This is a genomic window from Bradyrhizobium sp. NDS-1, from assembly GCF_032918005.1.
GTDB lineage: Bacteria > Pseudomonadota > Alphaproteobacteria > Rhizobiales > Xanthobacteraceae > Bradyrhizobium > Bradyrhizobium tunisiense.
In genome coordinates this window covers 6,773,995-6,799,125 of sequence record NZ_CP136628.1, presented here as the reverse complement: position 1 = coordinate 6,799,125, position 25,131 = coordinate 6,773,995, and the positions used below count along the sequence as shown (strand labels likewise).

The following is a 25,131-nucleotide window of genomic DNA, read 5'->3' as shown; positions in this document are numbered from 1 at the left end:
AGATCACTCATGCCACAAACCGATCGCCCAAGCGTCTTTCCCTCGCGCCTCGTCGGCCAATACGCGCTGGTGACCGGCGCCTCGCAAGGCATTGGCCGTGCGGTCGCCGTCCGGCTTGCCCAGGAAGGCGCGACCGTCGCCATCAATTATTTCGAGCACGAGGACCGGGCGGAAGAAACCCGCGCGCTCGCGCAGGCCGCTTCGCGCGATCGCGGTCACGGCGAGCCCGAACATTGCATTGTCAAGGCCAATGTCGGCAACGAACAGGACATCGCCGCGATGTTCGAAACGATCCTTGCGCGCTGGAAGCGCCTCGATTGTCTCGTCAACAACGCCGGCTTCCAGAAGGAATCGCCGAGCGAGGCGCTCGACATCGAAACCTATCGCCGCATCATCGACGTCAACCTGAACGGCGCCGTGCTCTGCGCGCAGAAGGCACTCGCGCACTTCGTCAAGCGCGGCGGAGGCGGCAGCATCATCAACTGCTCGAGCGTGCATCAGATCATTCCCAAGCCCGGCTATCTCGCTTATTCCATCAGCAAGGGCGGCATGGCCAATCTGACGCGCACTCTCGCGCTCGAATTCGCCGGCCAAGGCATCCGAGTCAATGCGGTCGGTCCCGGCGCGATCGACACGCCGATCAACGCGGCCTGGACGGGAGATCCCGAGAAGCGCGGCGTTGTCACCTCCCACATTCCCATGGGACGCGTGGGCACGCCGGAAGAGATCGCCGCCGTGTTTGCTTTCCTCGCCTCGGACGACGCCAGCTACATCACCGGTCAGACCCTCTATGCCTGCGGAGGCTTGACGCTGTTTCCCGAATTCCGGGAGAATTGGGCGAGTTGAACGTCCGCTTCGGCCGCCCCATGCCTCGTGAGGATCATGCCTCGTGAGGCTAGAGGGCAGGCCGAGTTGGGCGTCTGCGGCGCTGTGTGCTATCGACCGTGGACGACGCTGCCGCTATTGGCAGTCGCCGACACGTGAAGGGCTCGTGACCACAGCGATCAACATCAATGCCTATAGCGACGCGCTGGTGGTGCTCGGTACCGCCGGCGTCGTGGTGCCGATCGTCCGCCATTGGGGCATCAATCCCGTGCTGGGCTATCTCGGTGCGGGCGCCATCCTCGGTCCGCTCGGCCTTGGTTCGCTCGTTCGCGAAGTCCCGTTCCTGTACTGGTTCACGGTGACGGACGCGCAGAACGTCGAGGGGATCGCCAATCTGGGCATCGTGTTCCTGCTCTTCCTGATCGGGCTCGAGCTGTCTTTCCGGCGGCTGGTCACGATGCGACGCCTGGTGTTCGGGCTTGGCGGCCTGCAGGTCCTTCTGACCTCAGCCATCATTTTCGGCGTGGCGCTTCTCGCCGGGCAGGGCTCCGATACGGCCGTGATCCTCGGCGCGAGCCTTGCGCTGTCCTCGACGGCGATCGTGCTCGAGCTTCTGTCCAGCGAGAGGCGCCTTGCGACCACGGCCGGTCGCGCCAGCTTCTCGGTGCTGCTGGCCCAGGACCTCGCCGTGGTCCCCATTCTGGTTTTCGTCTCGGTGCTCGGGGCGGACAGCGGCGGCTCGGTCCTGACTCACATTTCCAGTGCTGTCCTGAAGGCCGCACTGGCGGTCGCTTTTCTTACTCTGGTCGGGCGGCTGCTGATGCGTCCGCTGTTCCAGATGGTTGCAGGCACTCATTCGACGGAGTTGTTCGTCGCAGCGACCTTGTTCGTCATCGTCGGCGCGGGGCTTGCCGCGCACCAGGCCGGCCTCTCGATGGCGCTCGGGGCATTCGTTGCGGGGCTGATGCTGGCGGAAACGGAGTATGGCAAGGCCATCGAGGCCACCGTCGAGCCGTTCAAGGGCCTGCTGCTCGGCATCTTCTTCTTCACCGTCGGCATGGCCATCGACTTCCGCGTGTTCATGCGCGAGCCCGGTTGGCTGCTGGCCGCCGTCATCGGCATTGTCGCCGGCAAGGCGATCGTGCTCATCCTCCTCGGCCGTCTCTTCAGGCTCTCCTGGCCCGCGGCGATCGAAATCGGCTTCCTGCTGGGTCCCGTCGGCGAATTCGCTTTCGTCAGCATCGGAATGGCGGTGGCCGGCGGTCTGATCGAGCCTCGCGTGTCGAGCTTTGCCGTCGCCGTCGCCGCCGTGACGATGGCGTTGACGCCGCTTCTGAGCATGCTCGGACGACGATTAGCCGCAAAGCTGGGTCCCGAGCGCTCGCCTGATCCCGAGCTGTCGGTTCGGCCGCCCGGCGACCAGGCGCAGGCGATCGTGATCGGCTACGGCCGCGTCGGAAAGGTCGTCTGCTCGCTGCTGACCGGCCATGGCCTGAACTACATCGCGGTCGATCACGAGGCCGTTGCCGTGGCGCGCGACCGGCGCGACGGCCACAAGGTCTATTTTGGCGACGCGACGGAGCCGGGCTTCCTCGAAGCTTGCGGCCTGATGCAGACGACCGGTGTGATCATCACCATCCAGTCGCGGCCGGCGATCGATGCCGTCGTCGAGCGGATTCGCGCGGCGCGACCGGATGTGCTGATCGTTTCACGCGCGCGGGACGCCGATCACGCCCGCCACCTCTATGCGATCGGCGCAACCGACGCGGTGCCCGAAACCATCGAGGCAAGCCTGCAGCTTTCCGAAGCGGCCCTGGTCGGTCTCGGCGTTGCGGTCGGGCATGCCATCGCCTCGGTGCACGAGAAGCGGGACGAATTCCGGCTGACGCTGCAGCGGGCCGCCCGCATTGCCGGACAGGAGAAACCTCGTCCGCTCGATCTCACCGGGCGCCGGTCCCCGCAATAGCCGGCTCTCCCGTGATCTGGCAAACCTGCCGACGCGAACTACATCATGCGCCATGACCAATGCTCCGCTGGCAAACCCTCCGCTCCAGGATTTCATCGGCCGCCACGAAAATCTGTTCGTGCTGACCGGCGCCGGCTGCAGCACCAATTCGGGCATTCCCGATTATCGCGATAGAAACGGCAACTGGAAGCGGACCCAGCCGGTCAACTTCCAGTCCTTCATCTCGGACGAGCATACGCGCCGGCGCTATTGGGCGCGCAGCCTGATCGGCTGGCGGCGGTTCGGCCAGGCGCGGCCGAACGATGCGCATCGCGCGCTGGCCCGGCTCGAGGCGAACGGGCGGTGCGGGATGCTGCTGACCCAGAATGTCGACCGGCTGCATCAGTCCGCCGGCCACCGTCAGGTGATCGACCTACATGGCCGGCTCGATCTGGTCCGCTGCATGGGCTGCGAAGCGAAGATGCCGCGCGAGGAATTTCAGCGTGCGCTTGGCCACGCCAATGCGGCGTGGTTGAAGCTCGATGCCGCCGATGCACCGGATGGCGACGCCGATCTCGAGCACGAGGATTTTTCGTCGTTCGAAGTGCCTGCTTGCGAGGCCTGTGGCGGCATCCTCAAGCCCGACGTCGTGTTCTTCGGCGAGAACGTCCCGCGCGACATCGTCGCTACGGCGCACGACCATCTGGCGCAGGCCGACGCGATGCTCGTCGTCGGTTCGTCATTGATGGTCTATTCGGGATTCCGCTTCGTGCAGGCGGCTGCGAAACGGCAGATCCCGATCGCGGCGGTCAATCTCGGACGCACCCGCGCCGACGATCTCCTGACGTTGAAGGTTGAGGAGCGCTGCGAAGCGGCGCTTGCATTCCTGCTCTGATCGCACCGGCGGCGAACACGCCTTGCCTATTGCATAGGTGCCAAGCAGAATAGCCGGGCGCGGCGTTGTCCTCGTCGTCCATGGCATGGAAATTGCTGCGCTTTCGACCTCAGTCTCGACGATCAGCACGGAGAATTTGGAATGCTTGAGGGAGCCGAGGTACGGCTTGCCGTGGATATCGGTGGCACGTTCACCGACATCGTGCTGGACGTGGGCGAGATACGGAAGACGCGCAAGCTGCTGACCACGCCGCAGCGGCCCGAACAGGCAGTTCTGGACGGCATGCGCCTCATTCTCACTGCCGCGCGCGCGCATATCAGCGACATCGATGTCTTCATTCACGGCACCACGCTCGCCACCAACGCCATCATCGAGCGCCGCGGCGCGAAAACCGCGCTGATCGCGACCGAAGGCTTTCGCGACGTGCTCGATATCGGCACCGAAAGCCGCTACGACCAGTACGATCTCGGCATCGACAAGCCGAGGCCCCTGGCGCCGCGCAGCCTGCGTTTCACCGTGCCCGAGCGCGTCGACGCCCACGGCGTCGTCCGCCTCGCGCTCGACGAAACTTCGGTGCGCGCACTCGCGCCGAAATTGCGTGAGCTGGGCGTCGAGAGCGTCGCCATCGCCTTTCTGCACTCCTATGCCAATCCCGAGCATGAGCGACGAGCGGCCGCGATCTTGGCAGAGGAGATGCCCGGCATCTCCGTGACCGTGTCCTCCGCCGTGTGTCCCGAGATCCGCGAGTATGAGCGCACATCGACAGCGGTCGCCAACGCCTATGTGCAACCGCTGATCGACGGCTATCTCGCCCGCATGGCGGACGCCCTGCAGGTCGAGCAGTTTCGCGGCGCGATCTACCTCGTCACCTCCGGCGGCGGCGTCACCTCGATCGAGACGGCGCGGCGCTTTCCGGTGCGTCTCGTCGAATCCGGCCCCGCCGGCGGTGCCATTTTCGCGGCGCAGATCGCGGCGCGTCTTGGCGAGAGCAAGGTGCTGTCCTTCGACATGGGCGGCACCACCGCGAAGATCTGCCTGATCGAGAAGTACCAGCCCGAGACCTCGCGCGTGTTCGAGGTCGATCGCGCGGCGCGTTTCCTCAAGGGCTCCGGCCTGCCGGTGCGCATTCCCGTGATCGAGATGGTCGAGATCGGCGCCGGCGGCGGCTCGATCGCGCATGTCGATGCCATGAAGCGCGTCACCGTCGGGCCCGAAAGCGCCTCATCGGAGCCGGGACCGGCCTGCTACGGCCGCGGCGGCCGGCGTCCGGCCGTGACGGATGCGGACGTAGCTCTCGGCATGATCGATCCCGACGCGTTTGCGGCCGGGACGATCAAGCTCGATCCGGAGCTTTCCAAGCAGGCGCTGCTGCGCGATGTCGGCGAGCCGCTCGGCCTGTCCGCGGAAACCGCGGCCTATGCCGTTCATGAAGTCGTCTGCGAGAACATGGCGAGCGCGGCGCGCGTCCATGCGGTCGAGCGCGGCGAGATTGTCGGCCAGCACACGTTGATCGCCTTCGGCGGTGCCGCGCCGCTGCATGCGGCGCGTGTCGCAGAGAAGATCGGCGTCTCCCGGGTGATCGTGCCGTCGAATGCCGGTGTCGGCTCGGCTGTCGGGTTCCTGGCCGCGCCGATCGCCTATGAGCTGGTGCGCAGCCGTCATGTCCGGCTCGACGATTTCGACACCGAAGCGGTCTCCGATCTCCTGCAGGAGATGGTGACCGAAGCGCGCGCATTGGTCGAGCCTGGCGCGGCCGGTGCGCCGGTGCGCGAGCGCCGCGCCGCCTTCATGCGCTATGTCGGCCAGGGTCACGAGATCTCGGTCGAGCTGCCCAACCGGCGGCTGACGGCGGCCGATCTCGCCGGCCTTCGCCGGAAGTTCGAGGCGGACTATTCCGCGATGTTCGAGCGGTCGATCCCGGGTGCCGCGATCGAGGTGTTGAGCTGGTCGGTGCTGGCCACCACCGACGCGCGCAATCCGTCCGCGGTCGCCGCCGTCGCGCGCAAGCCCGCCGGAAAGGCCACCGGCAGCCGCAAATTCTTCGATGGCCGCGCCGGCGAGGTGATCGAGATCCCGCTCTATCGCCGCGAGGACATGGCGCCGGGCGCGACCATCGCGGGCCCGGCCGTGATCGCGGAGGACGAGACCTCGACCTTCGTCTCCAACAGTTTCGACGCCCACATCGACGGTGCCGGCAGCATCGTCATGGAACGAAAGGCAGCCTGATCATGAGCAAGGCAAATGGCGCGAGCCTGATCGATCTTCAGATCATGTGGCACCGGCTGATCGCGGTGGTCGAAGAGCAGGCGCAGGTGCTGCTGCGCACCGCCTTCAGCCCGATCGTGCGTGAATGCGGCGACCTCTCGGCCGGCGTGTTCGACCTCAGGGGCCGGATGCTGGCGCAGGCGGTGACCGGCACGCCCGGTCACGTCAACTCGATGGCGGAATCGGTCAAGCATTTCATCAACCACTTTCCGATCGAGACGATGAAGGAGGGCGACGCCTACATCACCAACGATCCCTGGATGGGCACCGGCCACCTCAACGACTTCGTCGTTACCACGCCCTGCTTCAAGGACGGCAAGCCGGTGGCGCTGTTCTCCTGCACCAGCCATCTCATGGATATCGGCGGCATCGGCTTCGGGCCCGACGCGACCGACGTGTTCATGGAGGGTCTCTACATCCCCATGCTGAAGCTGATCGACCAGGGCGTCGTCAACGAGACGCTGATGGCGATGATCCGCACCAACACGCGGCTGCCCATCGACACCGAGGGCGACACCTATTCGCTCGCCGGCTGCAACGACGTTGGCTGCGAGCGGCTGGTCGAGATGATGACCGAGTTCGGCATCGACACGCTCGACGATCTCGGCGACTACATCTGCGAGCGCTCCCGCGAGGCCGTGCTGGCCGAGATCGCAAAGCTGCCGAAGGGCAGCTGGCGCAACACCATGGTGGTCGACGGCTATGATGCGCCGGTGACGCTGGCCGCGACGCTGACGATCTCGGATACGGGCATTCACGTCGATTTCGACGGCACCTCGGCGGCCTCGAAGTTCGGCATCAACGTGCCCCTTTCATATACAACCGCCTACACCGTGTTCGGCCTCGGCTGTGTCGTCGCCTCGCAGATCCCGAACAATGCCGGCTCGCTCTCGCCGCTGACGGTGTCCGCTCCCCCAGGGGCGATCCTCAATGCGCCGAAGCCCGCGCCGGTCGCCTCGCGCCACATCATCGGCCAGATGCTGCCAGACGTCGTGTTCGGCTGCCTGCGCCAGATCATTCCCGAGCGCGTGCCGGCGGAGGGCACCTCGTGCCTGTGGAATCTCAACGTGCGCGGCCAGACGCGAAGCGGCGTCGGCGGCAATTACGGGTTCTCGATGGCGGTGACGTCCAACGGCGGCACGGGCGCGCGCTTCGGCAAGGACGGACTGTCGGCGACCGCCTATCCCAGCGGCGTGCGCGGCACGCCGGTCGAGATCGCGGAGACGCAGACGCCCTTGATCTTCTGGCGCAAGGAGCTGCGGCCGGATTCCGGCGGGGCAGGGCGCACCCGCGGCGGCCTCGGCCAGATCATCGAGGTCGGCAGCGGCGTCGACGCGCCGTTCGATATCCTGGCGGCGTTCGACCGCATCGATCATCCGCCGCGCGGCCGCGATGGCGGCAAGAACGGCGAAGCCGGCTATGTCGGCCTGAAGTCCGGCAAGAAGCTGCGCGGCAAGGGCTTTCAGCAGGTGCCGCCGGATGATCGCCTCGTGGTGCTGACGCCGGGCGGTGCCGGCATCGGTGCGCCAACCGAGCGTGACCATGCGGCGATCAGGGACGACATCGAAAGCGGCCTCGTGTCTGCCGACAATGCGGTTGCAGTTTATGGGTATGCGCGCTGACGCCATCCGGCGACGGGCATAACGAACGGAGGGGGTTGATGATCACACGACGGAACTTCACCGCGGGGGCAGCGACGCTGCTTGCCGCCGGCCAAATCTCCACGCGCGCCCGGGCGGCGAGCGTGAGCTGGGACATGTCGACGGTCTGGCCCGACGGCAATTTCCACACCCAGAACGCGTTTGCGTTCGCCGAGGAGGTGAAGAAGCAGAGCGGCGGCACGGTCGCGATCACCGTGAAGGCGGGCGGTCAGCTCGGATTCAAGGGCCCCGAGCATCTGCGCGCCGTACGCGACGGTCTGGTGCCGCTCGCCGACGTCCTCAACATCCAGCAGGTCGGCGACGAGCCCTTCATGGGCGTCGAGAGCATTCCCTTCCTGTGCAGTTCGATGGACGAGCTGAAGGTGCTGCACAAATATGTGCGGCCCGAATACGAGAAGGTCGCCGCGCGCAACAACCAGAAGATCCTCTACGTCGTGCCGTGGCCGACGCAGTATCTGCACCTCAAGGTCAAGGTCGCCGACGTCGAGGGCCTCAAGAACATCAAGATCCGCGTGCCCGACAAAAACGCCGTCGACATGCTGGCCGTGGTCGGCATGGCGCCGGTGATGATCCCCTGGGGCGAAACGATACCGGCGCTGGCGTCGGGTGCGGTCTCGGGTGTGTCCACCTCGTCCGTCTCGGGTGTCGACGGCAAGTTCTGGGAATTCCTGAAATACGTCTACCCGACCAACCACGTCTGGTCGTCGCAGATGCTCACCGTCAATCTCGATGCCTGGAAGGCGCTGTCCGCCGACCAACAGAAGCTGGTTGCGGATATCGCGACGAAGATGGAGCCGACCTTCTGGGCGAACTCGCTCAAGGCCGACGTCGACAGCCTCAACCGTCTCAAGGAGGGCGGCATGGAGGTCGTGCCGGTCTCGGACGCCATGATGAAGGACATTCGCGGCAAGACCGCGCCGCAACTCGACGCGTTTCTCAAGCGCGTGCCGGCTGCCGACAAGCCGGTGCGAGCCTATCTCGCCGAGATGAAGCGTGGGTGAGGGTGCGGCCGTGGTGAGCGTCTCGCCCGAAGCTCCGCAGAGCCTCAATGCAGCGGCGCCGGTGCCGCTGCGGATCCTGCTCGACGGCATCGACCGTCTTGGCCGGCTCGACGGCTGGATCGGCGGCGGCTGTCTCGTGATGCTGACGCTGCTGATGCTGTGCGAGGTCGCAACGCGCTTCCTTTCCAACTTCCTCTCATTCTTCCCGCCGTCGATCTCGATCGCCTGGGAATACTCGTCCTATCTGATGGCGGCGTCCTTCACCTTCGGCGCCGCCATGACCCTGCGCGTCGGCGGCCACATCCGCGTCGTGCTGCTGCTCAAGAACGTGCCGGCGCCGGTGCAGCGTGCGCTCGAGATCCTGTCGGCGGCGGCCGGCTTCGCCTTCATGGCGTTCCTGACCTCGGCGATGGCGAAGTTTGCCTTTGGCGCCTATGTGCGCGGCCAGGTCTCGACCTCCAGCGATACGCCGCTGTGGTTTCCGGAAGCCGTCGTCACCTTCGGCATGCTGCTGCTGACGCTGCAGTTCCTGGCGCGCGCGATCCAGGCCGCCCTCGGCCTGCCGCTGGAGGACCATCGCATGAAGGCCTCGCCCGTCGAATGACAGCTTTGCTCGCTCCCGGATTCAAGATCGCATGACCATCGAAGTCGTCGCCCTGTTTGCGATCCTGTTCGCGCTTCTGGCGTGCGGCGTGTGGATCGGCCTCACGCTCGCGCTCACCGCGACGCTGCTGCTCGCGATGTTCCGTTCGATCCCGCTCGACAAGCTCTTGCCGCAATACGCCTGGAATATCCTGACCACGCAGGAGCTGCTGGCGCTGCCGCTGTTCATCCTGATGGGCGAGCTCTTGTTTCGCACCCGCCTGTCACGCTCCCTATTCCAGGGCCTCGCGCCGTGGGCCGGGCTTTTGCCCGGCCGTCTGCTGCACGTGAACGTGATCGGCTGCACCATCTTCGCCGCGATCTCGGGCTCGTCGGCCGCCACCACGCAGGTAATCGGCCGCATGTCGCTGAACGAGCTGCTGCGCCGCGGCTATTCCCGCGACATCGCGATCGGCTCGCTGGCCGGCGCGGGCACGCTCGGCTTTTTGATCCCGCCGTCAAACATCCTGATCATCTACGGCGTGCTTGGCGACGTCTCGATCCTGAAGCTGTTCACCGCCGGCGTGCTGCCGGGATTTCTGCTCGCCGCCACCTTCATGGCCTGGGTGATGCTACACACGAGCCTCGACCGGAGCATGGTGCCGGAAACGGAAGCCAGGCTCTCGCAAGTGCCGTGGAGCGAACGCTTCGCAGCGCTGAAGGATCTCGCGCCGGCACTCTTTCTGATCGTCTGCGTGCTCGGCTCGATGTATGGCGGACTCGCGACGCCATCCGAGGCCGCCGCCGTCGGCGTGCTGGGCGCCGCGCTGGTCGCCTGGGCGCAGGGATCAATGTCGCAGCAAGTGATGCGCGACGTGCTGATCGGCTCGGTTGTCACTTGCTCGATGATCGCGCTGATCGTGCTGGGGGCCTCGATCCTGGGCAATGCCGCGGCCTTCCTCGGCATCCCTCAGGCGGTGGCGGCCTTCGTCAAGGGGCTAGGCCTGTCGCCCTTCATGCTGATCGTGGCGTTGATCGTCTTCTATCTCGTCCTCGGCTGCTTCCTCGACGGCTTCTCGATGATCGTGATGACGCTGCCGATCGTGCTGCCGATCGTGAAGGGTGCCGGCTTCGACGAGATCTGGTTCGGCGTCTTCCTCGTGCTCGCCGTCGAGATGGCGCAGATCACTCCGCCGGTCGGCTTCAACCTGTTCGTGATCCAGGGCTTGACCGACGATGGTCTCGGCTACATCGCGCGCGTGACCATGCCGTATCTGATCATCATGATCGGCTTCGTGCTGCTGCTGACGCTCTGGCCCGGCATCGTCACGATCCTACCGCGAGTGCTGTACGGCTAGCTGCGAACGAGAAGCGGCTGCAACGTTCGCGGCGATCAGACCCGCCGGCGCGCGACCGCGAACGCGTGTGACATTGCGAGACAGACCGCGACCATCCAGCGGTTGCTGCGGCTCTGCAGCATCCCGCACTAGATGCGTTTTTGCCGAAAACCGTGAAACAAAGTGATCGCAGTGCCCGGATCGATGCTCTGAATTTAGGCAAATTAAATGCTTTCGGCGCTTACCTGACGTTTACAGGTTCGATTTTTTCGAATGCTACTCGGAGGCTCCCATGCGGACCAATCTTCCGGTCACGACGGCCGAATATCCCATTACCGACGAAGCCCTCATCGTCTCTCGCACCGATACGAAAGGGAAGCTGACCTACTTCAACGACCAGTTCGTCGAAGCCTCCGGATTTTCGGAGGCCGAGTTGATGGGGCAGCCTCACAACATCATCCGTCATCCGGACATGCCGCCCGCGGCCTTCGAAAATCTTTGGGCGACGTTGCAGCAGGGCAAGCCGTGGTCGGGCGCCGTGAAGAATCGGCGCAAGAACGGCGACTTCTACTGGGTGCTCGCGACGGCTTCTCCGATTCGGCAGAACGGACAGATCGTCGGATACAGCTCCATCCGCACCAAGCTGCCCGCCGACCAGCGCGCCGAGGCGGAACAAGTGTATGCGATGATCCGCGAGAACAAGCCGCACGGTTACAGGCTGGATGCCGGCATGCTTCGCCGGCGTTCCTTGCTTGATCGATTGGCCATCTTCACCGGCACGCTCAACGCGCGCCTGGTCACGCTTGTCACCATGCTCTCGTTGTTCTTGCTGGCGATCGGCGTCATGGGCTTGCAGGGGACGCGCCAGAGCAATTCGCGGCTGAAATCGATCTACGAAGACCGTGCGGTGCCGCTGGAACAGCTCTTCGAAATCAATGACCGGATGAGGGACAACACGGTGCTGCTGTTCGAGGCGGCCGCGAATGGACGGGCCGGAAAGCCGGTTGAAGGCCTCACGGCCAAGGTGAACGCCAACCTCGAGAAAGTCGGGAAGACCTGGGCCAAATACATGGCGACCTACCTCACGCCCGAAGAAAAAAGCATTGCCGACAGCTTCACGCCCAAGCGCGTGAATTATGTCGAGCACGGACTGAAGCCGGCGCTGTCGCTCTCCGCCGAGCGAAAGTACGAGGAACTTGCCGCCTTGCTGGCCGGGCGGGCGCGCGAGCTGTACGAGGCGGCGAAGGCCGATCTCGACAAGCTCGTGATGATCCAGGTCAAGGAGGCCAAGGCGGAATACGATGCGGCCGAATACGAATATGGCTGGTTGGTCGGCATTGCGATTGTTCTCCTGGTGACCAGCATCGCCATCGGCGGGCTCGTGAGCCGGCAAACCATCCGTGCCATCGTCCGCCCGCTTCAGCGCCTGAACGATGCCATGCTCAGCATCAATCAGGGCAAGCTCGATAATCGCATCGTCGTCGAACGAGACGACGAGCTCGGTGTGGCGCTGAGAAACCTGCAGACGCTGCAGGCGATCGTACGGTTCGACCGCGATGAACTCGGCGCGACGCAGAGGCGGTCGGCTGCCCAACGCAAGCTGGAGATGACCAAGCTCGCAGGGGATTTCGAAGGCGCCGTGGGCGAGATCATCGAGACCGTCTCGTCGGCATCGACCGAGCTGGAGGCCTCGGCGAACACGCTGACCTCGACCGCGGAGCACGGAGAGAAGCTTGCGACCATGGTCGCTGCGGCTTCCGAGGAGGCGTCCACCAACGTGCAATCCGTCGCGAGTGCGACGGAAGAGCTGTCGTCGTCCGTCAACGAAATCGGCCGGCAGGTCCAGGAGTCGGCGCGGATGGCCAATGAGGCGGTCGAGCAGGCCCGCCTCACCGATCAAAAGGTCGGTGAGCTCTCCAGGGCCGCGGCCCGGATCGGCGACGTGGTGGAGCTCATCAACACGATCGCAGGCCAAACCAATCTGCTCGCGTTGAACGCAACGATCGAGGCCGCGCGGGCCGGCGAATCCGGCCGCGGCTTTGCCGTCGTCGCCTCCGAAGTAAAGGCCCTGGCCGAGCAGACGGCCAAAGCCACCGGCGAGATCTCCCAACAGATCACGGGCATTCAGGGCGCGACCCAGGACTCGGTCAACGCCATCAAGATGATCGGCGGTACGATCAAGTCCTTGTCGGAAATCTCGTCGGCCATTGCTGCGGCGGTCGAGGAGCAGGGCGCGGCGACCAAGGAGATTGCGCGCAACGTCCAGCAGGCGGCTCAAGGCACGCACCAGGTCTCGTCGAATATCGCTGACGTCCAGCGCGGCGCGACCGAAACCGGCTCGGCCTCCACGCAGGTGCTCAGCGCAGCGAAAGCCCTTTCAACCGACAGCGATCGTCTGCGAACCGAAGTGGGCCGCTTTCTCGACAGCGTCAGGGCTGCCTGAACGCCGCAAAGAGCCGCGATCTGAAAGAAAGCCGTTGTCCGCCTGCTGGGGACAACGGCTTGATCGGCAAAGCGCTTGCTCGATGTCGAGAAAGCGCCGGACCCCCGGCGAAACGGCCTTCGGGTGCCAGCCGGCGCCCGGCCTTCCCTGCGCCCTTGCTTTCAGAGGGCGTGAGACGAACGCAAAGCTCGGGCAAAACACGCCGCGAGGATGAGAAGGCATGTCTATCGCCAAACAGCGGCCTCGTGCCCCGGACGCAGCGCAGCGCGCCGCGTCTTCGCTGCGTGGTGCGCTGCAGAGCCGGGGCCCATGCATCAGCGGAATGTGGAACCCTCTGGGTCCCGGCTCTGCGCCGCAACGCGAAGGACGTTGCAGCGCGTCCGGGACACGAGAAAGGCGATGCCATCGCAAAACACGCCATCAAACGCAGACGCCGCCCCGGCCTTGTCGGCGGGGACGACGTCTTGATCGAGGACGAGCGATGCGGAGTCCAATCCGGCCTAAGCCGCCGCCTTCTTGCGTGCCTGCTCGGCCTTGTACAGCTCGAACTCCTCCGCAATCGCCTTGGCAAAGGAGGGGCGCTGGCGCATGCGTTCATAATACGCCTTCAAATTCGGCCATTTCGCGAGCTCGATCGGCGGCGTCGCCATGGTCCAGTTGATGACCGTGACGAGATAGGCGTCGGCGACGCTGAAATGGTCGAGCAGGAAGTCGCGCCCCTTCAGATGATTGTCGAGATAGTCGAGCCGCGACAGGTTCTTCTCCAGGGCATAGGCCTTGGCCTCCTGCGGCGCCTTGCGGTCGAGCAGGGGAACGAACAGGCTCTTGTGCAGCTCTGTGCCCACGAAGCACAGCCATTGATGCAGCCGCGTGCGCTCGATGCCCGCGGTGGCGCCGAGCCCGGATTGCGGGAAGCGGTCGGCGATGTATTGCAGGATCGCCGCGTTCTCGGTCAGCACCACGCCCTCGTCGGTGCGCAGCGTCGGCACCAGGCCGATCGGATTGACGGCTCGAAAGTCCGAGCCGTCGCTCAGCACTGTCTTGGTCGGCGGGTCGACCTCGAGATAGTTCGCCTCGGCGCCGGCTTCGTACAGCGCCACGCGCGTCGCCATGGAGCAGGCGAGCGGCGAGAAATAGAGATCCATCTGTAGCCTCCTTGGGCACTCTTTGAGATTTTCGCTCAACCCGGCCAGATTGATTTTTGTACTGTCTTGCATAATATGGGGTCGGTCAAGGATTATTTGCAGAATGGTACAAAAATCAAAGCCGCCAGCTGCTGCCAGCGAGGGCAAGCACCGCGGCGAACCCGAGCACCGCGGCGAACCCGAGCGCCGCGGTGAACCTAAGCGCCGCGGCCGGCCGCGCGCCTACGAGCCCGAAGTCGCGCTCGGCAAGGCGCTGGACCTGTTCCGCAAGCAGGGCTTTGCCGCGACCTCGCTCGATGATCTCAGCGAGGCGACCGGGATGAATCGCCCGAGCCTCTACGGCGCCTTCGGTGACAAGCGCGAGCTCTACATCAAGAGCTATCAGCGCTATCGCGAGGAGGCCCGTGCCGCGATGGTCGAGATCTTTCGACAGGAGATGCCGGTGCGCCAACGTCTCGAGCGCATCTTCGCCTGTGCGCTGAACATCTATCTGTCCGGCGAGGCTGGCCCGCGCGGTTGCTTCACGGTGGTGACCGCGGCCTCGGAGGCGGTGAGTGATCCAGACATCCGCGCCATGGTGCTCGACGGTCTCACCGAGCTCGACAAGGGCTTCACAAATTGCTTCCGCCGCGCCAAGGACAACGACGAGTTGCCGGAGAGTGCGGATCCGGTCGTGCTGGCGCAGATCGCATCAGCCACCATCCACACCATCGCCATCCGCTCGCGCGCGCGCGTGTCGCGCAAGGACCTCGAGGCCATCGTGAAGGGCGCGATCGACATGATGTTGGGCGCGGGCTCCAAGACCTGAGCTGTCGTCCCGGACAAGCGCACCTAAGCGCGCGCAGATCCGGGACCCATAACCACAAGAAGTGGTTTGGCGAGGATTCGGAGCAATAGCGTTCGCGAAATCCCGAGGCCTAATACCCCCTTGCGCGGTCCACCACGTTCTCCAGCGCACCGCCTGCCTCGAACCGCGTGATCTGCTCGGCAACATAGGCCGAGATCGCGTCCGCGTCGGTGTCGGCGGCATTGTGCGGCGTCAGCAACACCTTGGGATGAGTCCAGAACCGGCTGTCCGCCGGCTGCGGCTCCTGCACGAAGACGTCCAGCGAGACGGCGCCCAGCGTGCCGTCGTCGAGGCAGGCCAGGATGTCGGCTTCGTTCTGAAGACCGCCGCGGCCGGCATTGATCAGCACCGGCGCACCGAGCAGGCTATCGCGGTTGAGCTTTGTGAAGACGTCGCGGTTGAGGATGCCGTGCGTGTCGGGCGTCAGCGGCAGCAGGCAGACCAGGATGTCGGTCTTGCGCAGGAAGGCATTCATTCCGTCGGTGCCGTGGAAGCATTCGACGCCCTCGATCGCGCGGGGGCTGCGGCTCCAGCCGGCGACACGGAAGCCGAGCCGCCGCAGCACGTCGGCCGCGTCCGCGCCTAAGGTGCCAAGCCCCATGACGCCAACCGTGACGGCACTCGCCGGCCATTGATATCTGGGCTCCCAGCGCTTCGCGCGCTGAGAGTCCCGCAGATACAGCTCCTGACGATGGTGCATCAGCACGTGCAGCACGACATATTCGGTCATGCGGTTGGTGAGATCGGGCACGGCGACGCGGACCAGCGGCACATCGGGCAGGCTCTTGTCGGCCATCAGCGCATCGACGCCGGCGCCGAGATTGAAGATCGCCCGCAGATTAGGGAAGGCGGCGAGAGCGCCCGGCACCGGCTTCCACACCGTGGCATAGTGCACCTCGGCCGGATCGAGGGAAGCATCGGGCAGCAGCACCACGCGGCGGCCGCCGCAGACCGCATCGAACCGGGTCTTCCAGCGCTCCGGAAGCCAGTTCTGCTGCGTGCTGTTGATCAGGACGGCCAGTGTGCCCGTGCTCATTCGAAGTGCCTCTCAGGTTCCGCTCAGGAAGGCCCTCCTTGGCACGACCTGCCGGATATTTCCTGCTATTTTTTTCCGCAGCCCTGTCGGCCCGGGGCATAGTCAACCGTCTTCAGAACAGACGAGGAAAGTGTCGCCCATGCTTTATGCAATCCTTTGCTATCACGATGAGGACTTCGTCGGCTCCTGGAGCAAGGAGCAGGACGAGGCCGTGATGAAGAAGCTCGCCGTGGTGCAGGAGAATCTCACCAAGCAAGGCCGGCTCGGGCCGGTCGCACGGCTGCTGCCGACCACGGCGGCGGCGACCTTGCGCAAGGAAGACCCGCCGCTGGTGCTCGACGGCCCCTATGCCGAGACCAAGGAGCAGTTGCTCGGCTTCTACATCGTCGACTGCAAGAATCTCGACGAGGCCCTCGACGTCGCCCGCGACCTCGGCGCGGCCAATCCCGGCGGCGCCTATGAGGTGCGTCCCGTCGGCGTGTTCCGGCCCGGAGGAAATTTGACGTGAGCGAGGCCGACACCGCCTGGATCGAGACCGCGCTGACCTCTGCGCGACCCCAGGCGGTCGGCGCGCTGCTGCGCTATTTCCGCGATCTCGATACCGCCGAGGAGGCGTTCCAGAACGCGTCCCTGCGCGCACTCAAGTCCTGGCCGCAGAACGGGCCTCCGCGCGATCCTGCGGCCTGGCTGATCATGGTCGGCCGCAATGCCGCCATCGACGAGGTGCGCAGGACCCGCAAGCAGCAGCCGCTGCCGGACGACGATCAGGCGATCTCCGATCTGGACGACGCCGAAGGCGCGCTGGCCGAGCGGCTCGACGGCTCGCACTATCGCGACGACATTTTGCGCCTGATGTTCATCTGCTGCCATCCTCAATTGCCGGCGACGCAGCAGATCGCGCTGGCGTTGCGCATCGTCTCGGGCCTCACGGTGAAGCAGATCGCGCGCGCCTTCCTGGTTTCGGACGCGGCGATGGAGCAGCGCATCACCCGCGCCAAGGCGAAGGTCGCGGAGGCGGGAACGCCGTTCGAAGCGCCCGGCGCGGTCGAGCGCTCCGAGCGGCTCGCCGGCGTCGCGGCGATGATCTACCTGATCTTCAACGAGGGCTATTCCACCACTGGCGATACTGCCGAGATCAGAAAGCCGCTGTGCGAAGAGGCGATCCGGCTGGCCCGGCTGCTGCTGCGGTTGTTCCCGAGCGAGCCGGAGATCATGGGGCTCGCGGCGCTCATCCTGCTGCAACATGCGCGCAGCGCCGCGCGCTTTGCCGCTGACGGGTCGGTGATCCTGCTCGACGACCAGGACCGTTCGTTGTGGAACGGCACCATGATTGCCGAAGGCCTCGCCCTGATCGACAAGGCGATGCGACACCGCCGCAGCGGACCCTATCAGATCCAGGCCGCGATCGCCGCGCTGCATGCCCGCGCAGCGACGCCGCAGGAGACCGACTGGACGCAGATCGACCTGCTCTACGGCGCGCTCGAGGTCGTGCAGCCGTCCCCCGTGGTGACGCTCAACCGCGCCGTCGCGGTCTCCAAGGTGCGGGGGCCGCAAGCCGCACTCGACCTGATCGAGCCCTTGGCGCCGAAGCTCGCCAACTACTTCCATTTCTTCGGTGTGCGCGGCGCCTTCCTGATGCAGCTCGGCCGCAACGACGAGGCCCGCATCGCCTTCGACCGCGCCATTGCGCTCGCCAACACGTCCGCGGAGGCCGCCCACATCCGCATGCATCTCGATCGCCTGATCCGGGACAGCCAGCCGAAGCCGAAGGAAAGCGCGAAGGCGACGTGACGGTTCTCCGTCATTCCGGGGCACCCAAGGAGTGAACCCGATTCTCCGGTGCGCAATTGCGCAACGGAGTTCGATGCTTCGCATCGCCCGGGAATGGCAATCAGGAAATTCATTCCGGCAACTTGTCGGCTCCTGCCGTTCCCGTTCGTCCTAAGCCCGTATCCCAGGGAGCCCCTCATGTTGAAAGCCATTGCCGTCATTGCCATCGTCCTCACGGCCGGAATTGCGGGCATCCTTGTCTTTGCCCTGACGAAACCCGATACAATCCGCGTCGAGCGCAGTCTCGCCGTGAAAGCGCCCGCCGATGCGATCTATCCGGTCGTCGCCGATTTTCGCCGCTGGACCGGCTGGTCGCCCTATGAGAATCGCGATCCCGCCATGAAACGAAGCTTCGGCGGACCTGGGGAAGGCAAGGGCGCGACCTATGCCTGGGACGGCAACAACAATGTCGGCGCCGGCCACATGGAGATCCTGGAGGCGAGCGGACCCTCGAAGCTCCGGATCAAGCTCGATTTCGAGCGGCCGTTAGAGGGCCACAACACCGCCGAGTTCACCTTTGTGCCGCAAGGCGATGCCACACTGGTCACATGGTCGATGTATGGCCCGGCCCCGTTCGTCTCGAAAGTGATGCAGGTGTTCATCAACATGGACAGCATGATCGGCAATGATTTCGAGGCCGGCCTCGCCAACCTGAAGAAGCTCACCGAGAAGCAATAAGCCTCACTGCCAACGAAAAGGAGAGAAACGATGCTCAATCCCTATCTGTTCTATCAGGACAATTGCGAAGCAGCGTTCAACTATTACGCCAAGGTTCTCGGCGGCAAGATCGATGCGATGATGCGCGCCTCGGACGCACCGCCGGAGGTGCCCGCCACGCCAGGACGCGAAAAGATGATCATGCATGCCCGGATGTCGCTGCCCGACGGCACCGTGCTGATGGCTTCCGACGTGCCGCCGGAGCATTTCCAGAAGCCGCAGGGCTTCTCGATCTCGATCACGGTCAGGGATCCCGCCGATGGCGAACGCAAGTTCAATGCGCTCGCCGATGGCGGCGCCGTCAACATGCCGTTCAGCAAGACGTTCTGGGCCAAGGGCTTCGGCATGTGCGTCGACAAGTTCGGCATCCCCTGGATGGTGAACTGCCCCGCGGACGGAATGTGACGGTCGCGACCGCCTGCATGTCTTGTCGAGTTGGGAATCCCCTCTCTCCAGTTGCTGCGGGAGAGGGGACACATCGAAGGTATCACGGAGCGTAGCGTGTTCCGTCACGCGCGGTTCGACCTAACGGATTGATCCGGTCACCTCCTCGCCCGCCGGCGATGACGATTGCACGCAGCGAGGGCAGATCACGAGCTTGGTGCCGAGCTGCCTGTCCTTCTCCGCTTCGATCTCGTCGTAAACTGCCCACCACGCTTCTGAGTATGGCCTCAAGGTGCCGAGCACGCGTTCGCGTTCCTGATTGGGATCGGCTGCCGCGGGCGCGGGAGTCGTTGCGCGCCGCTTCGCAATGTTAGCGCGGTTCGCGCTCTTGTTGGGGTCCTGCCCGAGGCCGTCCCACGCGATCGGACGACGCTCCTGCGCCGGTGCGACTGCACATCCAAGCAGCGCTGCGCAGAAAGCGAGCAAGATGAAGCCGTGTCGTATCATGCCGGACCCAAAGTTCGGTGCGCGATGCAAGTCCCGCACAGGAAACTTGCATCACGTCGGTCAAATGGAACTTAAGGCAAACGAGTTAGCCGGCATGGCCGAGCAATGATTCACAATCGCATTACTTTGCGGGAGCAGTGAGGCCGCTTCGTGAAACCATGCGGACTGCATCGCACAACAATTGACGCAATATTGGGCTGTGATCTGCAAGTCAGAATCGTTATTGGTGAGTCATAAAATCTACAAACTGGGATGGACGTCACTTGGAAGGGGAGCGACCGATGGCGGCGGCGCTACAGATCAATTTTGCTCTTTGGGGGATGCTCATCTGCGTCAGCATGAAGCTGGTGCCGGTGATTCAGACTCTCTATTGAAGGCAGCCATAGCATCGAAGGCAGCTTCGGCGTGATGGCACAGAGACCCCGTGTGCACGTTGGGTGCGAGCACAGGGAACCTGCCGTATGGCCTGGAGCCCGCCATGCCAAATGCCTTTTAATGTGACGCGGTTCACATAACTCATTCACGTCACATGCGTGGCGGCGGTCAAATTCGTCAGCGGCAGCGCGGATAGATCGCGGCGAGATCACGTCCCCTCAGCAACAGCAATCGCGAGGTGAGGCCACCGCGGCGGCTGATCCAGTCGCGGACCGGGCCGGGATAGGCGGCAAGCACCGCGACCGATGCTTCCGGCTCGGCATAGAAGCGCCCGCGCCGGTCCACCGAACGTGCTGCGTGGAACCCGAGCACCGCGCGTTTGGTGACGCAGATGCGCTCGTCCGGCACGATGCTCAGCACCAGCGTGCAGGCAGACAGGCAAGGGCCGTCGATCACCACGCGCTCTCCGCTCTCGCGCACCTTTTCGAACAGATCGAGGAACGGCCCGACCTGCCCGCCCGGAGACTGAATGATGCGGATTTCGGCGGCGGCCGGCGTGATGGCGAGCAGAGCAAATGCAAACATCACGGCTTTGAGCAATGAGATGCGTCGCATGAAGCCTCCACCGTCGTGCCCACCATTGTCACCGCAAATCTGGAAAGGTGTGGCGGGCACGGCGCTCACACGCCTTTGCCCACCTTACAAGTTCCGTTCCTACCCGTTGCGGCGTTGTCCGCGCAGCGTCGGCAGGCCGATACCCGCCGCATCGAAACCGCCATCGACGGCCAAAATTTGTCCTGTGATGTAGCTCGCGCTCGCCGAGCAGAGGAAGTAGATCGCTTCCGCAAGCTCCTCCTCGAGGCCGTAGCGGTTGAGCGGAATCGCGTCGTGATAGTCGGCGCGGATCTCCCTGGTGTGCACCTGCTTCGCCATCGCCGTGTCGACCGGCCCCGGCGCGACCGCATTGACGCGGATACCGAGCGAGGCGAGCTCGACCGCGAGCTGCTTGGTGAGGTGTGCGAGGCCGGCCTTGCTGGTGCCGTAGGCCGAGCGCAGCGTCGAGGCGCGCACCGCCGAGATCGACGTGATGTTGACGATGGCGCCACCATTGGACTCGCGCATCAAGGGCACCGCCGCCTTGGTGCAGAGGAACGGGCCGGTGAGGTTGACCTCGAGCACGCGGCGCCAGTCGGCCTCGGACGTTTCCATCAGCGGCGCGAACACCGCAATGCCGGCATTGTTGACGAGCGCATCGAGCCTGCCGAACCGCTGCTCGACCGTGGTCATGGCCGCGCTGACCGCAACCGCGTCGGACACGTCGCAGGTCAGCGCCAGCGTCGCCTCGCTTTGGCCGATCTCGGCGAGGGCACGGCCGAGCAGCTCGCCCTCGATGTCGAGCAACGCGACGTGCCAACCCTCGGCCAAGAACTTCTTCGCGGTCGCTAGCCCGATGCCGCGCGCGGCTCCGGTGACGAGGGCGACGTGGTGCGGGGCAGGGGGCATGGCGTATCCGTCGTTCAGGAAGTGAGGCGGCTTCCCTAGCATGCTTGAGGGACACGCGACAAACTATCGCGCCCTAGGCTCTTCGAGCAAATGCCCTTCCATGGTTTGATGCGAACTACTATCTCTGGTCGAATTTATTCATCGCACAATTCCTACTTATTGTCGAAATTCATTTCACGGAGAGGCATCATGAAATTGATCGCATCGGCGGGCGGGTGGAGTTGCCGCTGTCGAAACAATCACGGAAGGTTCGCTTGCAGGGTTCCTCCGGCGCCGGACGTGATGGCCACGCTGTACATGGAGTACAAGCGGTCTGCCGAATACACGACGATGTCATTTGCGGAGTATCTTACGAAGATCAGATTCGTCGACCCCTCTGTCGGCCTGGTTGGAATGGATGATGAAGCACAGTTCGTGCCGTCACCAGGTGGCCCGCTGAAGCTCGATATTCCCAAGCACCAGGTCCTGGGCGAGGTGAAGGTCAAGGCGCTGCTGGTCGATTTCGCGGATCGTCCGAAAACGTTGGAGAAGTCGCATTACGAGGATTTGCTGTTCTCGAAGGGCACATATCCGACCGGCAGCATGCGGGACTTCTACCATGAAGCGAGCCACGGCAAGGTCGACGTAACCGGGACGGTGCATGGCTGGCTGCGGATGCCGGAGGCGTATTCCTACTACACCAATGGCGAATCCGGGATGCAGGACACCAGCTATCCGCACAACGCGCAGCGTCTCGCCGAAGATGCGGTCAAGGCTGCGCTTGCCGAGGGCGTAACATTCGATTCATCGCTCGACAAGCTTAACCGTGGCATCGTGACTGCGTTGTTCATCATCCATTCGGGGCGCGGTGCGGAGGAGATGAAGAGCGTTGAGCTTCAAGGTAAGCACATCTGGTCGCACAAATGGAATCTGAAGAAACCGATCGAGGTGGCGCAGGATCTGTCCGCCACGATCTATTTGACCGTCCCCAACGATTGCAAGGTCGGCGTCTGCGCGCATGAGCTCGGTCATCTCGCCTTCGAGTGGCAGGATTTCTACGACCCGAATTACAACGAGGACGGAACCTATTGGGACGGCACGGGCATGTGGGATCTGATGGCGGGCGGATCCTATAACGGCAACGGAGTACGTCCGGCGCACCCGGCGCCCCTTCACAAGCTCCAGCATGGCTGGGTCAAAGCGACGACCGTTACGACTTCGGGGAAGCTGACGATAAAGCCTTACACGGCGACAAGCGGCGAAATCGTCAAGGTCAAAAGCCCGAAGTTCAGTGACGCGCAGTATCTGTTGCTCGAGAACAGGAAGAAGGCCGGCTTCGATTTCGACCTCCCGGGCGAAGGACTGCTGGTCTGGAAGGTGGACGAAATCAAGAAGCAGAACGACAAGGACAGGGCAGGCCTCGTGCTTGTGCAGGCAGATGGCAGCAACGACCTCAACAATCCCAATGATGGGAATCAGGGTGATGCCGGCGATCCCTTTCCCGGTTCGGAAAACCACTTCGAACTGTCCGATGCGGGACTCGCCTCCACGTCGTTTCCCGGGACGCAATCCGGAATCATCCTGAATAACATCAAGCTGAACGACAACGGCGCGATCACGCTCGACATCAGTTTTGCCGGCACGTCCGGCACGAAGCCGAAGAAGCCCGGCAAGACAACGAAGAAGGCGAAGAAGCCAAAGAGCAAGAAGCTAAAAAAGTCAGGCAAGGTAACGCGGGCAAAGGCTGCGGCAGTCAAGACCGGAAAGACGGGAAAGAAGAAACGCTAGAGCGTCATCCGGAAAAGCGAGTAGCGATTTTCTGCAAAGGTCATGTTGAAGCGATCGCCGGAAGCGCGACGATAATTCGTCCTGATCTCGTCGCGGCTTGATCCGCGAGTTTCGTCTACGCCAGTTCCGCCGAGGCCCGCTGCATGTTCGTCGACATCTCCGATGTCACGATGCTCTGCTCCTCGACCGCGGCGGCAGTGGAGGCGATGAACTCGTTGACGCCGGCAATCGCGGCCTTGATCGCGGTGAGCGAACTGGCGACGTCGCCCGAGATGACGTTGAGCGCGTCGATCTCGGAGGTGATCGTGTCGGTCGCCTGCTTGGCCTGGTTTGCGAGGCTTTTGACCTCGGAGGCGACCACTGCGAAGCCGCGGCCGGCTTCGCCCGCACGCGCCGATTCGATCGTGGCATTGAGTGCGAGCAGGTTGATCTGGCTGGTAATGCCCGAGATCATCTCGACGATGCCGCTCATGGCTTGCGCCGCGGCGGCCAGCTTCTGAGCCTGGCCGTCTGCCGACTCGACCCTCGTCGTCGCGATTTTGGAGGTCTCGCGCGATTTCGCCATGGTCTCGGAGATCTCCCGGATCGAGGCGCTCATCTCCTCGCTGCCGGCCGCGACCGCTTCGATCAGCCCGCGCGCATTATCGGCCTTCTTGCGGCCGATCGCCTGCGCGGTGATGTCCGTGGCGTATTTCACCACCTTGTAAGGCTTGCCGTTGAGATCGAAGATGGGGTTGTAGGAGGCTTGGATCCAGATCTCCCGTCCGCCCTTGGCGATCCGTTTGTATTCGGCGGCCTGATATTCGCCGTGGTTGAGAGTCTCCCAGAACTGGCGATAGGCGACCGAATTCTTCTCGCTCGGCTCGACGAACATGGAGTGGTGCTCGCCCCTGATCTCCGCCAGCGAATAGCCCATCGCCTTGAGGAAATTCTCGTTGGCGGTTCGGATCGTTCCGTCCATGTTGAATTCGATCACCGCCTGCGACTTCTGGATGGCGGCACGTTGTCCGTCATTGTCGGCCGCCTTCATCTTCTGCGCAGTGACGTCGGTGGCGAACTTGACCACCTTGAACGGCTTTCCGTTCTCGTCGAGGATCGGATTGTAGGTGGCGATGATCCAGATCTCCTTGCCGCCTTTGCCCAGCCGCTTGTATTCGGCGGCCTCGAACTCGCCGCGGTTCAGCTTGGCCCAGAACGCGGCATAGGCCGCACTCGCGCGGTCCTCGGGCGTTACGAACATGCTATGATGTTTACCCTTGATCTCGTCGAGCGCGTAGCCCATTGCGCTCAGGAAGTTCTCATTGGCGGTGATGATGCTGCCGTCCATGTTGAATTCGATCACAGCCTGCGCGCGGTCGATCGCGGCGATCTTGCCGGAATCCTCCATGGTCTTGATCTTGTAGGCTGTAATGTCGGTGGCGAACTTGATGAAGCTGACCACCTTGCCATTCTCGTCGCGCAGCGGCGCGTAGGAGGCGTGGATCCAGAGCTCCTTCCCCCCTTTGCCAAACCGCTTGTATTGCGTGGTCTGGAATTCGCCACGGTTCAGACTGGCCCAGAAGTCCCGGTAGCGAGCGCTCTCGCGCTCGGCGGGGCTGACGAAGATGCTGTGATGCTTGCCCTTGATCTCGGCCAGCGTGTAGCCGCTCATCTTCAGGAGGTTCTCGTTGGCATCCAGAATGGTGCCATCGAGGCCGAATTCGATCACGGCCTGCGACCGATCGAGCGCCTCGACTTCGGCGACGGCGTGCCTGACCTTCTTGCTATGGAAATTGAACACCTAAGCCTCGCAATGGTCGGTGATAATGAATGGTGGTCGTATGGTTTCCTCGAAGCAAAAAATTTGCCCGACTTTCTTGAGCAAACGGTAAATCCCCGCCGCGCGGCGGCCCGTTCCCGCGGATCTCCGTACGTTTGCTATCTACCTCGACTTGCGGGCGTTTTGGCTTTATATGCACGGCAGAGTTGATAGAGCGGGCCGTAATTGTACGGAGCGCTGTTGCATTATTTTTCCGGGCTCGGGGGCGCGACAGCGCCTGGCATGTCGGCTGGTCGGGTCGGTGCCG

21 protein-coding genes are annotated in these 25,131 nt (G+C 63.9%); 15 read left to right on the top strand and 6 right to left on the bottom strand.

The genetic code is table 11. The features are described 5' to 3' along the window. Window positions 1-9: 9 nt before the first annotated feature. The 9 genes from RX330_RS31705 to RX330_RS31665 all read left to right on the top strand — a co-directional run bounded on the left by RX330_RS31705 (window position 10) and on the right by RX330_RS31665 (window position 12,954). On the top strand, window positions 10-846 hold the full coding sequence (locus RX330_RS31705) for an SDR family oxidoreductase (RefSeq protein ID WP_317241100.1): 837 nt from the start codon (window positions 10-12) through the stop codon (window positions 844-846). Window positions 847-991: 145 nt separating this feature from the next. Beyond that, window positions 992-2,791, top strand: a complete 1,800-nt coding sequence (locus RX330_RS31700) for a cation:proton antiporter (protein WP_317241099.1) — start codon at window positions 992-994, stop codon at window positions 2,789-2,791. A gap of 52 nt (window positions 2,792-2,843) precedes the next feature. Beyond that, the gene (locus RX330_RS31695; RefSeq protein ID WP_317241098.1) at window positions 2,844-3,665 is read left to right on the top strand and encodes an NAD-dependent protein deacetylase; all 822 of its coding nucleotides are present in this window, start codon (window positions 2,844-2,846) and stop codon (window positions 3,663-3,665) included. 141 nt (window positions 3,666-3,806) lie between these two features. Next, complete coding sequence (locus RX330_RS31690; RefSeq protein WP_317241097.1) at window positions 3,807-5,891, top strand: hydantoinase/oxoprolinase family protein; 2,085 nt, start codon at window positions 3,807-3,809, stop codon at window positions 5,889-5,891. Between the two features lie 2 nt (window positions 5,892-5,893). Then, window positions 5,894-7,552, top strand: a complete 1,659-nt coding sequence (locus RX330_RS31685) for a hydantoinase B/oxoprolinase family protein (protein WP_317241096.1) — start codon at window positions 5,894-5,896, stop codon at window positions 7,550-7,552. A gap of 38 nt (window positions 7,553-7,590) precedes the next feature. Next, complete coding sequence (locus RX330_RS31680) at window positions 7,591-8,592, top strand: TRAP transporter substrate-binding protein (RefSeq protein ID WP_317241095.1); 1,002 nt, start codon at window positions 7,591-7,593, stop codon at window positions 8,590-8,592. Between the two features lie 10 nt (window positions 8,593-8,602). Then, window positions 8,603-9,196 (top strand): TRAP transporter small permease subunit, encoded by a 594-nt coding sequence (locus RX330_RS31675; RefSeq protein WP_317244008.1) that lies wholly within the window; start codon window positions 8,603-8,605, stop codon window positions 9,194-9,196. Window positions 9,197-9,227: 31 nt separating this feature from the next. After that, on the top strand, window positions 9,228-10,532 hold the full coding sequence (locus tag RX330_RS31670; RefSeq protein WP_212088072.1) for a TRAP transporter large permease: 1,305 nt from the start codon (window positions 9,228-9,230) through the stop codon (window positions 10,530-10,532). Between the two features lie 271 nt (window positions 10,533-10,803). Then, a complete protein-coding gene (locus RX330_RS31665; protein ID WP_317241094.1) occupies window positions 10,804-12,954 on the top strand; it encodes a methyl-accepting chemotaxis protein in 2,151 nt (716 codons plus the stop codon). A 500-nt stretch (window positions 12,955-13,454) separates the two neighbouring features. Here the strand turns inward: RX330_RS31665 and RX330_RS31660 are convergent, their stop codons facing one another. Then, window positions 13,455-14,099 (bottom strand): glutathione binding-like protein, encoded by a 645-nt coding sequence (locus RX330_RS31660; RefSeq protein ID WP_317241093.1) that lies wholly within the window; start codon window positions 14,097-14,099, stop codon window positions 13,455-13,457. Window positions 14,100-14,202: 103 nt separating this feature from the next. Between RX330_RS31660 and RX330_RS31655 the strand changes: the two genes are divergently transcribed. After that, entirely contained in the window at window positions 14,203-14,907 is a 705-nt protein-coding gene (locus tag RX330_RS31655) for a TetR/AcrR family transcriptional regulator (protein WP_317241092.1), read from the top strand. Window positions 14,908-15,016: 109 nt separating this feature from the next. Here the strand turns inward: RX330_RS31655 and RX330_RS31650 are convergent, their stop codons facing one another. Beyond that, on the bottom strand, window positions 15,017-15,982 hold the full coding sequence (locus RX330_RS31650; RefSeq protein ID WP_317241091.1) for a 2-hydroxyacid dehydrogenase: 966 nt from the start codon (window positions 15,980-15,982) through the stop codon (window positions 15,017-15,019). A 139-nt stretch (window positions 15,983-16,121) separates the two neighbouring features. Here RX330_RS31650 and RX330_RS31645 point away from each other — a divergent pair, with 139 nt between their 5' ends. The 4 genes from RX330_RS31645 to RX330_RS31630 all read left to right on the top strand — a co-directional run bounded on the left by RX330_RS31645 (window position 16,122) and on the right by RX330_RS31630 (window position 18,934). After that, on the top strand, window positions 16,122-16,490 hold the full coding sequence (locus RX330_RS31645; protein ID WP_212088087.1) for a YciI family protein: 369 nt from the start codon (window positions 16,122-16,124) through the stop codon (window positions 16,488-16,490). Further along, complete coding sequence (locus RX330_RS31640; protein WP_317241090.1) at window positions 16,487-17,773, top strand: RNA polymerase sigma factor; 1,287 nt, start codon at window positions 16,487-16,489, stop codon at window positions 17,771-17,773. Before RX330_RS31645 ends, RX330_RS31640 begins: the two co-directional genes overlap by 4 nt. A 177-nt stretch (window positions 17,774-17,950) precedes the next feature. Next, window positions 17,951-18,490, top strand: a complete 540-nt coding sequence (locus tag RX330_RS31635) for an SRPBCC family protein (RefSeq protein WP_317241089.1) — start codon at window positions 17,951-17,953, stop codon at window positions 18,488-18,490. Between the two features lie 30 nt (window positions 18,491-18,520). Then, window positions 18,521-18,934, top strand: a complete 414-nt coding sequence (locus RX330_RS31630; RefSeq protein WP_317241088.1) for a VOC family protein — start codon at window positions 18,521-18,523, stop codon at window positions 18,932-18,934. Window positions 18,935-19,054: 120 nt separating this feature from the next. Here the strand turns inward: RX330_RS31630 and RX330_RS31625 are convergent, their stop codons facing one another. The 3 genes from RX330_RS31625 to RX330_RS31615 form a co-directional block, all read right to left on the bottom strand. Continuing rightward, the gene (locus tag RX330_RS31625) at window positions 19,055-19,420 is read right to left on the bottom strand and encodes a hypothetical protein (RefSeq protein WP_317241087.1); all 366 of its coding nucleotides are present in this window, start codon (window positions 19,418-19,420) and stop codon (window positions 19,055-19,057) included. Between the two features lie 552 nt (window positions 19,421-19,972). Next, entirely contained in the window at window positions 19,973-20,410 is a 438-nt protein-coding gene (locus RX330_RS31620) for a hypothetical protein (RefSeq protein WP_212088103.1), read from the bottom strand. 99 nt (window positions 20,411-20,509) lie between these two features. After that, entirely contained in the window at window positions 20,510-21,298 is a 789-nt protein-coding gene (locus RX330_RS31615; RefSeq protein ID WP_212088105.1) for an SDR family NAD(P)-dependent oxidoreductase, read from the bottom strand. 189 nt (window positions 21,299-21,487) lie between these two features. Here RX330_RS31615 and RX330_RS31610 point away from each other — a divergent pair, with 189 nt between their 5' ends. Further along, the gene (locus RX330_RS31610) at window positions 21,488-23,065 is read left to right on the top strand and encodes a M6 family metalloprotease domain-containing protein (protein WP_317241086.1); all 1,578 of its coding nucleotides are present in this window, start codon (window positions 21,488-21,490) and stop codon (window positions 23,063-23,065) included. A 115-nt stretch (window positions 23,066-23,180) separates the two neighbouring features. Here RX330_RS31610 and RX330_RS31605 read toward each other — a convergent pair whose 3' ends face one another. Next, window positions 23,181-24,845 (bottom strand): PAS domain-containing methyl-accepting chemotaxis protein, encoded by a 1,665-nt coding sequence (locus RX330_RS31605; protein WP_317241085.1) that lies wholly within the window; start codon window positions 24,843-24,845, stop codon window positions 23,181-23,183. Window positions 24,846-25,131: the final 286 nt, after the last annotated feature.